Genomic DNA, 14,777 nt, shown 5'->3' with positions numbered 1-14,777 from the left:
TCCTATTGTTTATATCGCGCAATCAACCACAACGGTTGATAAGTCAACCGCACTTTTTCCCCCGACAAAGAAAAATGTTGTTGATATTGATTGATAAATTCATTGAGTTGCCCCTTTGTCCAGTGTCCTTTCCCAATCGCCGTTACACCGGTATTTTTAAGGTGTTTCAATACACTAATCGGCGTGGAGAAAACCAGTTCTTCCGTTGTGATATCACTATAAAGCAAATCAAAATCGGCTTCTAACCACCGCTTCCAATCGGATAAATCAGGATAATCCAAGCCGATTTGAGTGAGTTGACGGATTTCCCTTAAATTTTCTTGTCCGAAAGTAGAAATTGCCAACAATCCGTTAGGATTTAATCCGGTTTTGCAATGCCGAATAAATTCTGCTTTATGATGAAACCACTGCACCACGGAAGCAGTAATAATAAGATCATACTTTCTGTCAAAAGGGAATTGCTCCGCATCTCCACAATAAAATTCAAAAGGTTGGGATAATCTTTTGTAAAGTTGAGCTTTCACATCACACAAATCATTCAACATCCAATGTTTGGCTTGAATCCGTTGTTGTAATTGCTCGGTCAACTGTCCTGTTCCACAACCTAATTCTAAAACACTCTTAAGCGATGTACCCGATAAATTCGCCATTAATAGAGTAAGAAGCTGTCCGTTAATCTTTTTCTGCACCCAAGCATTTTCATCATAATTGCCAAGTGCTTTATAGAAACTTTGTCGAATACGAGGTTTCTCAATTAGTCCCACAACTGCTCCCAATGCGTAAACATGGAAAACAAATAGTGATCGCCCTCAATTTCTTTTATCGGACATCTTTCGTGCCAGTATTGACGTTGATTTATCGGTGAGAAAATTTTATCTCGAGAGCCTATTATCGCTTTGCTCCAAGAGATTAAATCAGTACGCTGATCTTGCAAAACGGCAGCAAAAAGTGCGGTCAATTCTTGGCGAATTTCTTCAAATTCTCGGCGGGATGCCGAAGAATAAAAAGCCAAATTCGCTTTATCACCACAAATTCGGCGATCAAATTTTGCTCGAGTGATTTCATTGAGATTTTCGAGTGTGCCTTTAAAAATAGCATAAGGAATGCCAAGGTTGTCATCACAAGGTCGCCCTGTTCCATTGATTGCAATTGCAGATTTAACTCGAATATTTTGCAACACACGCTCCGCCACCCACACTCCCATAGACCAAGCGACCACTCGAATTTGTTGATAACGGGTAAAATCAAAGGATAATGAGAGATCTTGATAATCATAACAAATTAGCAAATCATAATTTTCCGGCAATATAAGGTGAGATACCGCAGAGATCGGTGTTCCCCAGCCTGCAAAATAAACAAGCAGGTTTTCCGATTGGTGATTTTCAAATTTTATTTTCATTTTATTACCTATAAATGATCGACAAGTCGAATGATTTCTTCTTTTGTCATATCTGCCGTAAGCGATAGTCGGATTCTTGAAGTCCCTATCGGCACTGTCGGCGGACGAATAGGTAAACAATAATAGCCTTGCTGTTGCAATTGTTGCGCTTTCATAAGCACGGATTCATTATCGCCTAAAATATAAGGCACAATACAAGTCGAACTCGGCATTTTCTCCGAACGTTTTGCCACTTCATCACGCAAAAATGCACTTAATTCCACAAGATGTTTTCTTTCATCAGAGAAAAACGGCAAGCGTTCAAATAAGAAATAAGTCCAAGCGACATTAATCGGTGGCAATGCGGTAGAGAAAATTAACGGGCGCATATGGTTAATCAAATAGGCTTTCACGACTTCATCACACACGACATAAGCGCCTATCGATGCCAAAGCCTTACCAAAAGTGCCGACCAATAAATCAATCTCTTGCAACACGCCGAATTGTTCTGCCATACCAAGCCCGGTTTCACCATAAACACCTATGGCATGCGCTTCATCTACATAAAGATACGTATTTGGAAATTGTTTTTTCAGTTGAACCAACTTGGCGAGATCCGCCACATCACCGTCCATACTAAAAACCGATTCGGTTACAATAAAAGTGCGGTCAAATTTGTCGGCGTTTTTTTCTAAAAGTTGTTGTAAATGTTCGATATCATTATGACGATAGCGAAAAAATCGGCATTGACTTAATTTAATTCCATCAATCAGGCTGGCATGTACCAATTTATCCGCCAAAATCAAACTTTTTGAGGTTGTTAATGTCGGCAAAATACCGAGGTTCGCATGGTAGCCGCTATTAAATAACAAACAACTTTCGCGCTGAAATCGCTGAGAAACCAACTGTTCCAATGTATTATAAATAGGGAAATTGCCGGTTAATAAACGGGAAGATGAAGTGGTAAATACAGGTAACTCTTTTCCATATTGTTCAAGAAAGGTTTGGCGTAATATTTCGTTTGATGCCAACCCCAAATAATCATTGGAAGACATATTCAGCATTAAGCGATTATCACGGGCAATATAGCGTCCGTGATGGGTTAAATTAGGAATAGAGCGATATTGATTAATATTTTTTAGTTGTAGTAATTCTTGTTCAAAATGCACCATTTTATTACTGCCTTATTTTTCATATTCTTGTGCTAATGCTTTTTCCATTCCCTGAAGTAATCGAATTAATTCATTCTCTTGAATAATAAAAGGCGGCATCACGTAAACCAGCCTTCCAAAGGGGCGAATCCAAACGCCGTTTTCAACAAAACGTGGTACTAAGCTTTTCATATTCACCGGATTTTGCATTTCAACTACGCCTATCGCGCCTAATACTCTAACCTCTTTCACATAATCTTTTTGTTGAAGCGGCGAAAGTTGTCGATGCAATATTTTTTCAATACGTTGAATACGTGTCTGCCACGGGCTTTCTAATAATAATCGAATCGATTCTGCCGCCACGGCGCAAGCCAAAGGGTTTGCCATAAAGGTAGGGCCGTGCATAAAACAATTTGCTTCACTACTGCAAATGACCTCGGCAACCCTTTCCGTTGTAATGGTTGCGGATAACGTTAAATATCCGCCGGTTAAGCCTTTACCGATACACATAATATCCGGCGAAACACCGGCATGCTCTGCGGCAAATAATTTTCCGGTTCGCCCAAAACCGGTGGCGATCTCATCAAAAATCAATAACACGCCGTACATTCGGCATAATTCTTGAGCTTTAACAAGATAAGTCGGTGAATAAAAATACATTCCTCCTGCACCTTGCACAACAGGTTCTAAAATTAATGCGGCAATTTCTTGTCCGTGTTTTTTCAGTAAATCGGCAAGAGGCGCAATGGCTTTGTCATCCCAAGGCTCATTAAACCTTATACAAGGTTGCGGCAAAAAATATTGTACCGGCAAGCTGCCACAAAATAGGTGGTGCATACCGGTAGTCGGATCACAAACGGACATCGCATTCCAGGTGTCTCCGTGATAACCGGAACGAATTGTGGCAAATTTTTGTCGTTGTTTATCTCCTTTGGCATATTGATACTGAAGCGCCATTTTCATCGCAACTTCAACGGCAACGGAACCACTGTCGGCAAAAAAAATTTTATCTAACCCATCGGGTAAAATTTGAACCAACAACTGCGCTAATTGTACCGCCGGTTCATGCGTGAAGCCTCCAAACATAATATGACTCATCTTCGCCAACTGATTTTGTACAGCTTCATTTAAACGAGGGTGATTATAACCATGCAATGCCGCCCACCAAGACGACATACCATCAATTAATGAACTACCATTCTTTAATTTGATGTACACGCCTGCCGCGTCCTCTACCGCATAAAGAGGCATATCAGAATGAATTGAAGAATAGGGATGCCAAATATGTTGATGATCAAACGCTAAGAGTTTTTGTTCTTCCATATTATCTCAATAATATTAAAAATCCTTTATCGTTATTTTATTCATAGCGTAATGCTTCCGCAGGTGCTGTTTTGGCCGCACGATAAGCAGGGTAAATAGTTGATAATAAAGATAATAATAAAGAAAATGCTATCACAATAAGAATTTGAATAGGCTCTAATTCAGTCGGTAAAAAAACACCGTTCGGATTGACCGCACTTATAATCGCAGTCAGATTTAAAGTAACCAATATGCCTAATATCGCACCAATCAGCGTACCTACTAATCCCACTAACAATCCCTGATAAATAAAGACGGAACGCACTTGAGATTTCCTTAAACCTTGGGTTTGTAAAATGGCGATTTCACCCCGTTTATCCACGACCATAAGGCTAAGCGAAGTAACAATGTTGGAAATTGCCACCACAATAATCAAACTAATCAACAATCCCATCATATTTTTTTCCATACGTACCGCTTGGAAAAACTCACCTTTTTGTACGCGCCAATCCGTAATTCGTTGCTCAGGAAAGGCAATTGGCAATTCGGTAATTAAGAAAGGATCGGTTAAGAATAGACGATATCCCTGTGCCTGCCCCGGTTGAATACGCATTAGGCGGCCAATATCCGATAAATTCGCAAAGGCTTCATACCCTGAGGCTTCACTATAATCAAAGTAAATTTCGCTCACGGTAAACAAACGTTGCATTGGTACACGCCCGAACGGTGTATATTGGCTGTTTTCCGTAATCATTAATCGTACTTTATCGCCAATATTCACTCCCAGCTTCTGTGCAAGCTGATAACCCACAATTAACTTAAATTCACCTACCGGTAACAAGGTATTAAATCGGGTGTTATCCAAGGATTCCAATAAAGGATCATCCGCAAATGATTGCACGCCGATCACTTGCCCCGCACTCACCCCCTTTGTGGTTTGATAAATCACATTCGTGATATTAATTGGTACGGCCTTTTGCACAAAGTGCGGTAAATTTTCCAAGTTTTTTTTAGTGGAAATAGGTTGTTTTTGGCTCACAATAGCATGAGGAATAGAATCCAGTACTTGCTGTTTCTGGTAAGCTTCCAATCCGTTCATCACCGAAAGTACGATAATCAACGCCATTACACCTAAAACAATACCGAAACCGGCAAGATTAGTGACTAATCGCCCAAAGCGATCGGCACTTTTGGCGCGCCAATAACGCAGGGCGATATAAAGGGAAATCGGTAAATTCATATTATTTTAATTGAGCTACAAAATCTTCCATATTTTGCGTTACTTTTTTTACCAAAGTGGTGACTGCGCTATCACTCGCCCATGCGATATGCGGTGTAATAATTAAATTCGGCATTGTTTTTGCCGCAACAATCAGCGCATTGTCTTTTTCCGGCGGCTCTTTAATCATCACATCTAATGCGGCTCCGCCCAAATGACCGCTTCTTAACGCATCAAGTAAAGCATTTTCATCTACTAAAGGACCACGTCCCGTATTAATTAAAAATGCCCCTTTTTTCATTTGTGACAGGGTTTCCGAATTAATTAGATTTTTCGTGCTTTCCGTCAATGGACAATGCAAAGTGATAATATCCGCTTGTTTAAGCACATCATCAAAAGGCGTATAACCGACACGGCAGGTTTCAGCATCTTTACGTTCCGCATAAAGTACATTCATTCCAATTGCTTGTGCCAATCTTCCAACTTCTGTCCCTAAGCAACCTTTACCAAATACTCCTAAAGTAGAACCTCGCACATCGGTAATCGGATAATCAAAGTAACAGAATTGTTTGCAATCCGCCCATTTTGCATCGATTTGATCACGCAACCAACCCGCCAAACTATGTTTTAAAGAGAAAATCAAACCTAATACGTGCTCCGGCACCGTAACGCTGGAATACCCTGTCACATTTTTCACGACAATCCCCAACTCTTGAGCGGCAACAAGATCAACATTATTTGTTCCCGTTGCGGTAATCGCAATCAATTTGAGTTTTGGTAATTGTTCTAAAGTTTTGCGATCGAAAATAACTTTACTTGTAATCACAATATCGGCATTTTTTGCACGTTCAATCGTTTGTTGTGCGGAAGTATGTTCATATTCGATCCACTCATGGGCGAAATTCGGACGAGGAATCGGAATGTGTTTTGGAATAGCGGTACTATCTAAAAATACGATTTGCATAATATTCTCCTTTGATTTTAAAAAGAAGTGCGGTCAAAATTTCAGTATTATGTAACACTTACAAAAAACATCATAGGGAGCGTTAGGCGAAGCCTACTCTAAGAAATATCATAGATAACATTCTCTTTGTGAACCGTTACACAATACCGAAATTTTCAACCGCACTTTTCCGTTAAATTGACGTATCCAATTCGGGGAAAGATTTCACTAAGTCATCTATGGCTTTCATTTGTGAAACGAAACCTTCCAATACTGAAAGCGGTAACGCTGACGGACCATCACATTTTGCTTGATTTGGATTCGGATGCGCTTCTAAGAATAAACCGGCAATCCCAACCGCTAATCCTGAACGGGCAAGTTCCGTTACTTGTTCACGACGACCGCCTGAAGCCGCACCAAAAGGATCACGACATTGTAATGAATGTGTTACATCAAAAATAACCGGGCTACCTTTAGACGCTTTCTTCATTACGCTGAAACCAAGCATATCCACAACCAAATTGTCATAACCGAAATTAGTGCCGCGATCACAAAGAATCACTTTATCGTTTCCGCATTCTTCGATTTTCTCCACGATATTTCCCATTTGTCCGGGACTTAAAAATTGCGGTTTTTTCACATTGATCACCGCGCTGGTGCGTGCCATCGCTTCTACAAGATCCGTTTGACGGGCAAGGAAAGCCGGTAATTGGATCACATCAACCACTTCCGCTACCGGTTTACATTGATAAATTTCATGTACATCCGTAATCACTTTTACGCCAAAGGTCGCTTTTAATTCTTGGAAGATTTTTAAACCCTCTTCCATTCCCGGCCCTCGGTATGAATGAATTGATGAACGATTCGCCTTGTCAAAAGAGGCTTTAAACACATAGGGCACACCAAGTTTTTCCGTCACTTTCACATAAGCTTCACAGACTTGCATTGCCATATCACGGCTTTCTAACACGTTCATTCCACCAAAAAGCACAAAAGGCTTATTGTTAGCAACATCAATATTGTCAATTTTTACGACTTTGTTTTGCATAAATTTTCCTTAATTCAATGAATAGAATGACGATCTTCTTCAATTTCACCTTTGAGTTCCAAAAGTTGTGTGCGAATAAACATCGCAGTGGGATCTTGCGGACACTTGTCCACGAAATATTCTAAATCTTTCAATGCTGCGGGATAAGCCCCCATTTGTGCCAGCACTAATCCGCGATCACGAATATGATAGGGATCATCCTTGTTGAAAATGAGCAAATGTTCAATGTAACGAAATGCCATATCGTTATGTTCTTCACGAATCAGTGCATTTTTAGCAAGTTGTTCAAAACGTGAATACAGTAAGTTGAGATCTGCCCTCTCCAATTCTTCCGGCTGAATTTGCGCCCCGAAACCAAATGCACCTTCGTAAAGCTGTTGTAACTTTTCTTGAGAAATATAACTACCGTTCCAAGGATCGATAAATATCACATCATCTTCAATCTCAGCCCGTAAAATAAGTTGAGTGGGGAAATTCACCGGATAAACCGGTAAATCCAAGGCTTCCGCAAGATACAACAGGATTGCACCGAGCGTTACCGGCATTCCTTCTTTATATTCCAGCACATAGGGTAAATAAAGATTACGTGCATAAAAATAATTATTCGGGTTGCAATGAAAGCCCCAATCGCCGTAAAACAGTTTCAATAAATGATGAATACGCTCCTTTAACGTCCAATCGGGTGAAACTTCTCGGCGTGCTTTGCGTACTAAATGCCCCATTTTGGCACGAAACTGTGCCTCTGATTCCCCATAATCATCAGAAATCACATTATAAAAATTTACAAAATGATCATATAACCCGCGTTTGTAATATTTCATTATTCTTTCCAAAAACCAAATGTAACGCGCTCATTGTCGCCATAATCGCGTAAGGTTGCAATGTTTTCCCAATGGTTTGTTTGAAAAATTGACCGCACTTTTGCCCCTTGTTGCCAACCGTGTTCAAGTAATAAACAACCGCAATGCGTTAAATACCGAGGCGACTGTTCGATAATATGCCGTAAATCGGCATAGCCGCTATTCGCAGCAACCAGTGCGGATAAGGGTTCAAACCGCACATCACCTTGGCTTAAATGTTCATCTTCTTCATCAATGTAAGGCGGATTACTTACAATTAAATCAAATTGTCCTTCCACATTTTCAAACCACCTACTTTGAAAAAAGGTTACATTGAGTTGATTTTTTTCTGCATTCGATTTTGCCAATGCCACAATATCCGACATCCGATCCACACCGATAATTTCTAATTGAATTTGTCGTTTTTTACAGACAGAAATAAGCTCGGAAGCTAACGCCAATGCGATAGCGCCGGTACCGGTGCCAAGATCCAAAATCTTAAAGTGCGGTGGATTTTTTTGAAGTTTTTCCATCGCAATTGCCAAAGCTTTTTCGACTAATACTTCCGTGTCAGGACGTGGAATTAAGGTACTTTCCGATACATTTAGCGATAACGACCAAAATTCTTTTTCTCCGAGAATATAAGCGATAGGTTCGCCTTTTAATCTGCGATTTAAAAGTGCGGTTAAATTTGACCGCACTTTTCCATCGATTTCAGTTTCTTCAAAGGCTAAAATCTGAGTGCGGGATTTACCTGTCGCAGATTGCAACAAAACCATCGCATCAATTTTGCCATTTTCTTTAGGATTGGCGTGATTTAATGCCGTGATGGCTTGCGACAACCATTCTTGATAATTCATTGTTTTTGTTCTTGAATGACCTGAGAGCCAATAATTAAATCTGTTAAAGAGCGGCGATCATCACGTATCAGTGCCACAATACCGCTTATGATAAGTAAAAAGCTTGTCCAAGCAAGCAAAAGATCGATCATCTCACGACCAATATATTTCCCGAATTCAATCGGGCGTTGTGTATTATTATCAAGCACACGCAAACTCAACCAACGTTTAGCCATAGTCTGCCCATAAGTTTTCATAAAATAAAGCTGTAAACCTACATACAAGATAGTAAAGAATACACCGGTAAAGTCACCAAATAATAAACCGATAGCAACCATCACCCACAATACAATGCCATTAATGATACTTGCAAGCCAACGTTTAAATCGGCTAGCCGGGACTAGGTATAAAGATTGAAAGGAAGATGAAAATTCATTATTTTTTGGATCTTCAACTAACATTTTATTTCTCCATAAAAAGAGCATCTGAACCCCAGATGCTCCAATGATTAATTCTGTTCTGATAACGCTGCTAACTGATCTGCTTGATATTCGGTAATAATCGGTTGAATCAGTTCATCTATTTTCCCGTTCATCACCTCATCTAAGCGATAAACCGTTAAGTTGATACGGTGATCAGTTACCCGACCTTGCGGATAATTATAAGTACGAATTTTGTCGGAACGGTCTCCCGACCCCAATAAATTACGGCGCATATCCGTTTGTTCTGCCGCTTGGCGTTCTTGTTCGGCTTGAACAATGCGTGAAGCCAAAACAGACATCGCTTTGGCTTTATTTTTGTGCTGTGAACGCTCATCTTGACATTCAACCACGATACCCGTCGGAATATGGGTAATACGCACGGCGGAATCAGTCGTATTAACGTGCTGCCCCCCTGCTCCCGATGAGCGGTAAGTATCAATACGTAAATCGGCAGGATTGATTTCCGGCATTTCGGATTCCGGTAATTCCGGCATTACGGCAACAGTGCAGGCAGAAGTATGAATACGCCCCTGTGATTCGGTTTTTGGAACACGTTGCACACGATGACCGCCGGATTCAAATTTTAACTGGCCGTACACCCCTTCACCGCTGACTTTCACAATCACTTCTTTATAACCACCCTGCTCGCTTTCATTTGCACTGAGCATTTCCACCCGCCATCGTTTGCTTTCCGCATAACGGCTGTACATACGGAATAAATCGCCGGCAAAAATTCCCGCTTCATCACCGCCGGTTCCCGCACGAATTTCTAAATAACAGTTATATTCATCATTCGGATCTTTCGGCAGCAAGAGAATTTGAAGTTGTTGTTCTATTTCTTCAATTTCTGTTTTGGATTCGTCAATTTCCATTTGTGCCATTTCTTTCATTTCAGGATCATCCAGCAACATTTCCGCTTCTTCGATATTGCTATTAAGTTGCGTCCAACGATTAAAACATTTAACCACATCTTCAAGTTGCGCATATTCTTTGGAATAGGCTCGGAATTTATCTTGATCACTAATCACGGAAGCATCGCCGAGCAATGCCTCTAATTCTTCATAACGTTCTTTTAAACTTTCAAGTTTTGCAATAATGGAATCTTTCATAGGTTTTCTATATCTTAAATCAAACTAAAATCGGCGTATTCTAGCCGATTTTACGAAAAATTACAGCACACAAAGTGCGGTTAAAATTATACACAATCGCTTAAAGCGATTGTTATGCCTATGGCACCGTTGGCAAGCCAACGTTCAAAATCCAAAGATTTTGTAACCGCACTTTAAATACGACTGACATCAAATTTATTCAAATCAATACGATCTTCCGTTCCATAAAATTTTGCTAACGCTTTACGTAAGGTTTCGGCTCGTTTTGGTAAACCTTTTTCCGCATAAATTTTCACTTGTTCATACACGGCTTGTTTGAAAGGTTGCGTATCGCCCGGATTGCCATTCAAATTATCGCTACTCGCAAAATAACGAAATCCGGCGGCAGTGGCAAGAATCCATTCTAAAGCTTGCGGTTTAACTTCTACTTTTTCAAAATCGCGCTGACGTTCTTCGGAACGTCCGTCCGGTTCATACCAATAGCCGAAATCTTCCAATTCACGGCGAGCCTTACCTGCCACTAACCAATGTGCAATTTCGTGCAAGGCGCTGCTATAAAAACCACGGGCAAAATAAATCGCGTGATAAGGTATATCATCATTTGCCGGAATATAAATCGGCTCATCTCCCCCTTTCACAAGGCGGGTGTTATATTCTTGTTCAAAGCATTGATTAAAGATTGCAATAATATCTTCTAATTTGTGTTCCACAATTTCTCCAAATACTGATCTTATAAGGGATAAATTATATTACCAAAGGCTCATTTGTTCTTGTTTATTTTCTTCCGGCAAATTGACATGTAAACCAATTAAACGAACGGATTTTCCCTGTCTGCGCTGCCAAATTTGCAGAAGCAATTGTTGGAAACCTGCTAAAGAAAAAGGCAACCCCGTTTTTTCTAAAGTCGTGACTTGAAAATCCTCAAATTTAAGTTTTACTCCTATTTTACGGAAGCCGGATAAAGGGATATGAGGCGCGGCCCGTTCAATGCGATGCTGTAACTCTATATACAAATCATCTAACAATACAACGGCTTCCTCAGCCTGATGAATATTTTTAACAAGAGTACGTTCAACCCCCACGGATTTTCGTTCACGATGAGCCTGAACCTCGCGTTCGTCAATACCATGACTAAAATCCCAAATTCGTTTACCTATTTTGCCAAACCGGTTCAATAAAATGGCTTGATCAAAATTTTGCACATCGGCACAAGTTGATAATCCCATATCCGATAAACGCTGCGAAGTTACTTTCCCCACTCCCGGAATTTTCTTTAAATTGAGAGTTTTAACGAATGTCTCCACTTCATTCGGTTTGATTACAAACTGTCCGTTAGGTTTATTCATATCAGAGGCAATTTTGGCAAGAAATTTAAGCGGTGCAATCCCTGCAGAGGAAGTAAGTTTTAGTTCATCAAAAATCGCTTGGCGAATTTCTTGTGCAATCCAAGTGGCTGAACCCGAACATTTTTGACAATTCGTTACATCTAAATAGGCTTCATCTAAAGAAAGAGGTTCGATGATATCCGTATAACGGCGAAAAATCTGATGAATCTGTGCCGAAACCTGTTTATATAACGCCATATTTACCGGAATAAGCACTAAATTCGGACATTTTTTGATAGCTTGAGCCGTAGGCATTGCACTATGTAAACCAAATTTTCTCGCCTCATAATTACAGGTTGTCAACACGCCACGTTGGGTCGAACTTCCCCCCACCGCAACGGGTTTGCCTTGCAAGGAAGGATTCTCACGAATTTCCACCGAAGCATAGAAACAATCCATATCGATATGAATGATTTTGCGGGCAAAAGACATAACGGAAAAGTGCGGTTAAAAATGAAAGTGTTTAGTATAACCGGAACGAAAACACTGTTCAAGTATACATATAAAAACATGCTTATCGGCAGGTTTATTATCAGAAAATCGGTTACTTACGTTCACGGAATTCTTTTTGATCAGTAAAACGAATGACACGATCAATCGGATAAACCTCAATGTTGGATTGTAAATCCATAAAAATAGGTCTGAATTTTTCTTGAATTTGTACAAAAGGCACTTGTAAATTAATCGTGAATGATTTACCCGGCATTAATGGCGACTCAAGCTCGATTTTCATATCTTGGCTATGTACAACTTCTCGATTATTCACATACACACCCAGCCATTGAAGTGCAGAAATCGGTTTATTGCTAATATTGGATACCGTATATTTGAAAACGGCAAGTGCTTGCCCGTTGTTATCAACACTTAAATGGTGATTTTCAACATTAATGGAAATAGCCTGGGTAACCGAAGTAATTTTTGAAATGCGTTCTTTTTTTTCTGATTTCACGGCTCCTTTGCTTTGTGCTACCGATACATTTATTGCAAAAAATAGTGAAGCCATTGAAAGAGTAATGAGATATTTGAGATTTTTCATTCTATTTTTCCTTTAATAAAACCGGGCGAAATTCTACCCTAACGCTGCAGTTTAATAAATAGGAGCTTTTATTTGCGTTTTTTTTTTGCTAAACTGACCGCCAATTTTGGGGCTGATTCTGGATTCGACGGAATTAGCGAAGCCCAAGGTGCACGTCGAGGTGCGGTAGGCCTCGTAAATAAACCGCAAAAAAATAGTCGCAAACGACGAACAATACGCTTTAGCAGCTTAATAACCTGCATTTAGCCTTCGCGCCCCAGCTTCCGCTCGTAAGACGGGGAGTTCGCGGAGTCAACCCAAAACGAGATCGTGTGGAAGCCGCCGTTTGAGGATCGAAGCATTAAACAAAATCAAACTGGCTCAGGTTTAGCGTGTCTGTCCGCATGCTTGAGTGAAATTAAAGACCGACTAAACGTGTAGTGCTGAAGGTAGAGTAATTTCGGACGCGGGTTCAACTCCCGCCAGCTCCACCAAATCGATAAATCAATTTAAATCATAATGAGTTACAAAGCCTTGTAGGATAAGCCTTCAAGGCTTTTTAGTCATAATGATGTCTTTAAATTTTCCATCATTTTGATATTCGCTAGCTTATTCCAACATTTGCCAAAACTCTGCCACGGTATGAAATGAACCGAATATTAAAACTATGTCATTTTTGACCGCACTTTTTAAGGCATTTTTTACCCCCGACCTAACAGAATCTTCCGATGTCACATTAGTATTCGGAGAAAGTTCGATGAGTTTCGCTTGTAATTCTTTACCGGTTTGACCACGATAACCACTAAGTGTCGCACAATGCCATTTATCAACAAGCGGAACAAGGCGGGCAAATACTCCTTGAGCGTCTTTGTCTTTTAACATACCGCATACGGCGATAAGATTGCCTTTATTTTGTGCTTTAAGTGCGGTCAATTTTTCAGCCAAATATGCAGCGGCTTGAGGGTTATGCCCGACATCAATAATCATGGTTGGTAGATTATCTGTTTCTTTTCCTAATAAGCTTGCCAATTTTTGGTATTTATCACCTTCAATGGATTGAAAACGCCCTACTAATGAAACATTTTGTAAAGAATGGTGAATAGTTTCTTCAGTAATGTTAAAAGGCAGTTGCTCAATAGCAGCCAACGCTGTTGCCGCATTCATAAGTGGAATCTGACAAAACGGCAGATTTTCTAACCGCACTTTGGTACTCTTCCATTGCCAATTTTCAGAGTTTTGTTGAAATGTCCAATCAACATCACGACGTGATACGTTACAACCTAAATTTTTTGCAAACTCCAACATCGTATGAGGCACATTGGGTTCACCAATCACAACAGGGCAATTTGGGCGGAAAATCCCGGCTTTTTCAAAGGCGATGGCTTCACGCGTATCACCAAGAAAATCAGTATGATCAATATCAATGCCGGTAATCACTGCAAGATTACTATCGACAATATTAGTTGCATCCAAACGTCCGCCTAGCCCTACTTCTAAAATCACGACATCAAGATTTGATTGCTTGAATAAATACAAGGCAGAAAGCGTGCTAAATTCAAAATAAGTTAAAGATACCGTTTTATTTTCTTCAATAAAGGCAAAAGAAGCGGTGTGCGCTTCATCCGGTAAATCTTTATCTTGAATGCGTACACGTTCGTTATAACGTAATAAATGTGGCGAAGAATACACACCTACACGTAGGCCGTGATTCAATAAAATAGTTTCCAATAATCGGCAAGTCGTCCCTTTTCCATTTGTTCCGCCCACGGTTATCACATATGGCGCGGGATGTAAAAGATCGAGCTTTTCCGCAACGGCTCGGATACGTTCCAAACCAAGATCAATGGCTTTAAAATGGCTGTTTTCTAAATAAGAAAGCCACTCGGCGAGCGGCGAAGTGGCTTTTAAATTCATATTATGTTTCATTCTCAATTAATTCAGCTTCTGCAAAAGGTGAAGGTTGATTGGTTAATTTGCTTAGCACACTTGCTAAGGTGTGGCGCATATCTCCACGTTTCACAATCATATCAATTGCACCTTTTTCCAAGAGGAATTCACTACGTTGAA

The 14,777-nt window shown here is 40.2% G+C and carries 15 protein-coding genes, 1 other RNA gene and 1 pseudogene; 1 reads left to right on the top strand and 16 read right to left on the bottom strand.

Annotated features, from left to right (window positions below; all coding sequences use genetic code 11):
- Positions 1 to 2: 2 nt before the first annotated feature.
- The 14 genes from bioC to HEMROJRC1_RS00020 all read right to left on the bottom strand — a co-directional run bounded on the left by bioC (position 3) and on the right by HEMROJRC1_RS00020 (position 12,731).
- Complete coding sequence (bioC, locus tag HEMROJRC1_RS00085; RefSeq protein ID WP_226691052.1) at positions 3 to 764, bottom strand: malonyl-ACP O-methyltransferase BioC; 762 nt, start codon at positions 762 to 764, stop codon at positions 3 to 5.
- Positions 755 to 1,399: a pimeloyl-ACP methyl esterase BioG family protein gene (locus HEMROJRC1_RS00080; RefSeq protein ID WP_226691051.1), complete on the bottom strand. Its 645-nt coding sequence runs from the start codon at positions 1,397 to 1,399 to the stop codon at positions 755 to 757. The genes bioC and HEMROJRC1_RS00080 overlap by 10 nt, the downstream gene beginning before the upstream one ends.
- 8 nt (positions 1,400 to 1,407) lie before the next feature.
- Positions 1,408 to 2,550 carry an 8-amino-7-oxononanoate synthase gene (bioF, locus tag HEMROJRC1_RS00075; protein ID WP_226691050.1) on the bottom strand — a complete coding sequence of 381 codons (1,143 nt, stop codon included), beginning with the start codon at positions 2,548 to 2,550 and terminating at the stop codon, positions 1,408 to 1,410.
- A 12-nt stretch (positions 2,551 to 2,562) separates the two neighbouring features.
- The gene (bioA, locus tag HEMROJRC1_RS00070; RefSeq protein WP_226691049.1) at positions 2,563 to 3,852 is read right to left on the bottom strand and encodes an adenosylmethionine--8-amino-7-oxononanoate transaminase; all 1,290 of its coding nucleotides are present in this window, start codon (positions 3,850 to 3,852) and stop codon (positions 2,563 to 2,565) included.
- A 37-nt stretch (positions 3,853 to 3,889) separates the two neighbouring features.
- Positions 3,890 to 5,071 carry a lipoprotein-releasing ABC transporter permease subunit gene (locus HEMROJRC1_RS00065; protein WP_226691048.1) on the bottom strand — a complete coding sequence of 394 codons (1,182 nt, stop codon included), beginning with the start codon at positions 5,069 to 5,071 and terminating at the stop codon, positions 3,890 to 3,892.
- 1 nt (position 5,072) lies between these two features.
- Complete coding sequence (locus HEMROJRC1_RS00060) at positions 5,073 to 6,014, bottom strand: 2-hydroxyacid dehydrogenase (protein WP_226691047.1); 942 nt, start codon at positions 6,012 to 6,014, stop codon at positions 5,073 to 5,075.
- Positions 6,015 to 6,186: 172 nt separating this feature from the next.
- Complete coding sequence (gene kdsA, locus HEMROJRC1_RS00055; RefSeq protein WP_226691046.1) at positions 6,187 to 7,041, bottom strand: 3-deoxy-8-phosphooctulonate synthase; 855 nt, start codon at positions 7,039 to 7,041, stop codon at positions 6,187 to 6,189.
- 14 nt (positions 7,042 to 7,055) lie between these two features.
- A complete protein-coding gene (locus HEMROJRC1_RS00050; protein WP_226691045.1) occupies positions 7,056 to 7,862 on the bottom strand; it encodes a SirB1 family protein in 807 nt (268 codons plus the stop codon).
- A complete protein-coding gene (gene prmC / locus HEMROJRC1_RS00045; RefSeq protein WP_226691044.1) occupies positions 7,862 to 8,740 on the bottom strand; it encodes a peptide chain release factor N(5)-glutamine methyltransferase in 879 nt (292 codons plus the stop codon). The genes HEMROJRC1_RS00050 and prmC overlap by 1 nt, the downstream gene beginning before the upstream one ends.
- The gene (locus HEMROJRC1_RS00040; protein ID WP_226691043.1) at positions 8,737 to 9,180 is read right to left on the bottom strand and encodes an RDD family protein; all 444 of its coding nucleotides are present in this window, start codon (positions 9,178 to 9,180) and stop codon (positions 8,737 to 8,739) included. The genes prmC and HEMROJRC1_RS00040 overlap by 4 nt, the downstream gene beginning before the upstream one ends.
- Before the next feature lie 47 nt (positions 9,181 to 9,227).
- Positions 9,228 to 10,310: a peptide chain release factor 1 gene (prfA, locus tag HEMROJRC1_RS00035; RefSeq protein ID WP_226691042.1), complete on the bottom strand. Its 1,083-nt coding sequence runs from the start codon at positions 10,308 to 10,310 to the stop codon at positions 9,228 to 9,230.
- Between the two features lie 173 nt (positions 10,311 to 10,483).
- A complete protein-coding gene (locus HEMROJRC1_RS00030; RefSeq protein WP_226691041.1) occupies positions 10,484 to 11,020 on the bottom strand; it encodes an elongation factor P hydroxylase in 537 nt (178 codons plus the stop codon).
- A 39-nt stretch (positions 11,021 to 11,059) separates the two neighbouring features.
- Positions 11,060 to 12,127, bottom strand: coding sequence for a DNA polymerase IV (gene dinB, locus HEMROJRC1_RS00025; protein WP_226691040.1), 1,068 nt, complete (start codon positions 12,125 to 12,127; stop codon positions 11,060 to 11,062).
- Between the two features lie 112 nt (positions 12,128 to 12,239).
- A complete protein-coding gene (locus HEMROJRC1_RS00020) occupies positions 12,240 to 12,731 on the bottom strand; it encodes a hypothetical protein (protein ID WP_226691039.1) in 492 nt (163 codons plus the stop codon).
- A 108-nt stretch (positions 12,732 to 12,839) separates the two neighbouring features.
- Between HEMROJRC1_RS00020 and ssrA the strand changes: the two genes are divergently transcribed.
- Positions 12,840 to 13,204, top strand: a transfer-messenger RNA (tmRNA) gene (gene ssrA / locus HEMROJRC1_RS00015).
- A 115-nt stretch (positions 13,205 to 13,319) separates the two neighbouring features.
- On the opposite strand, the gene folC is transcribed toward ssrA, so the two are convergent.
- Positions 13,320 to 14,624 (bottom strand): bifunctional tetrahydrofolate synthase/dihydrofolate synthase, encoded by a 1,305-nt coding sequence (folC, locus tag HEMROJRC1_RS00010; RefSeq protein WP_226691038.1) that lies wholly within the window; start codon positions 14,622 to 14,624, stop codon positions 13,320 to 13,322.
- A gap of 1 nt (position 14,625) precedes the next feature.
- A pseudogene (locus HEMROJRC1_RS00005) lies at positions 14,626 to 14,777 on the bottom strand (acetyl-CoA carboxylase carboxyl transferase subunit beta); the annotation flags it as partial.

The organism is Rodentibacter sp. JRC1, from assembly GCF_020521555.1.
In the GTDB taxonomy this organism is placed as follows: Bacteria; Pseudomonadota; Gammaproteobacteria; order Enterobacterales; family Pasteurellaceae; genus Rodentibacter; species Rodentibacter abscessus.
This window is presented reverse-complemented; position numbering and strand designations above follow the sequence as displayed.

Coding starts and splice junctions, on each gene's coding strand:
- prmC (WP_226691044.1), bottom strand. CDS start 8,740: ATGAATTATCAAGAATGGTTGTCGCAAGCCATCACGGCATTAAATCAC.
- HEMROJRC1_RS00040 (WP_226691043.1), bottom strand. CDS start 9,180: ATGTTAGTTGAAGATCCAAAAAATAATGAATTTTCATCTTCCTTTCAA.
- HEMROJRC1_RS00020 (WP_226691039.1), bottom strand. CDS start 12,731: ATGAAAAATCTCAAATATCTCATTACTCTTTCAATGGCTTCACTATTT.
- prfA (WP_226691042.1), bottom strand. CDS start 10,310: ATGAAAGATTCCATTATTGCAAAACTTGAAAGTTTAAAAGAACGTTAT.
- dinB (WP_226691040.1), bottom strand. CDS start 12,127: ATGTCTTTTGCCCGCAAAATCATTCATATCGATATGGATTGTTTCTAT.
- folC (WP_226691038.1), bottom strand. CDS start 14,624: ATGAATTTAAAAGCCACTTCGCCGCTCGCCGAGTGGCTTTCTTATTTA.
- HEMROJRC1_RS00060 (WP_226691047.1), bottom strand. CDS start 6,014: ATGCAAATCGTATTTTTAGATAGTACCGCTATTCCAAAACACATTCCG.
- HEMROJRC1_RS00065 (WP_226691048.1), bottom strand. CDS start 5,071: ATGAATTTACCGATTTCCCTTTATATCGCCCTGCGTTATTGGCGCGCC.
- HEMROJRC1_RS00050 (WP_226691045.1), bottom strand. CDS start 7,862: ATGAAATATTACAAACGCGGGTTATATGATCATTTTGTAAATTTTTAT.
- HEMROJRC1_RS00080 (WP_226691051.1), bottom strand. CDS start 1,399: ATGAAAATAAAATTTGAAAATCACCAATCGGAAAACCTGCTTGTTTAT.
- kdsA (WP_226691046.1), bottom strand. CDS start 7,041: ATGCAAAACAAAGTCGTAAAAATTGACAATATTGATGTTGCTAACAAT.
- bioA (WP_226691049.1), bottom strand. CDS start 3,852: ATGGAAGAACAAAAACTCTTAGCGTTTGATCATCAACATATTTGGCAT.
- bioF (WP_226691050.1), bottom strand. CDS start 2,550: ATGGTGCATTTTGAACAAGAATTACTACAACTAAAAAATATTAATCAA.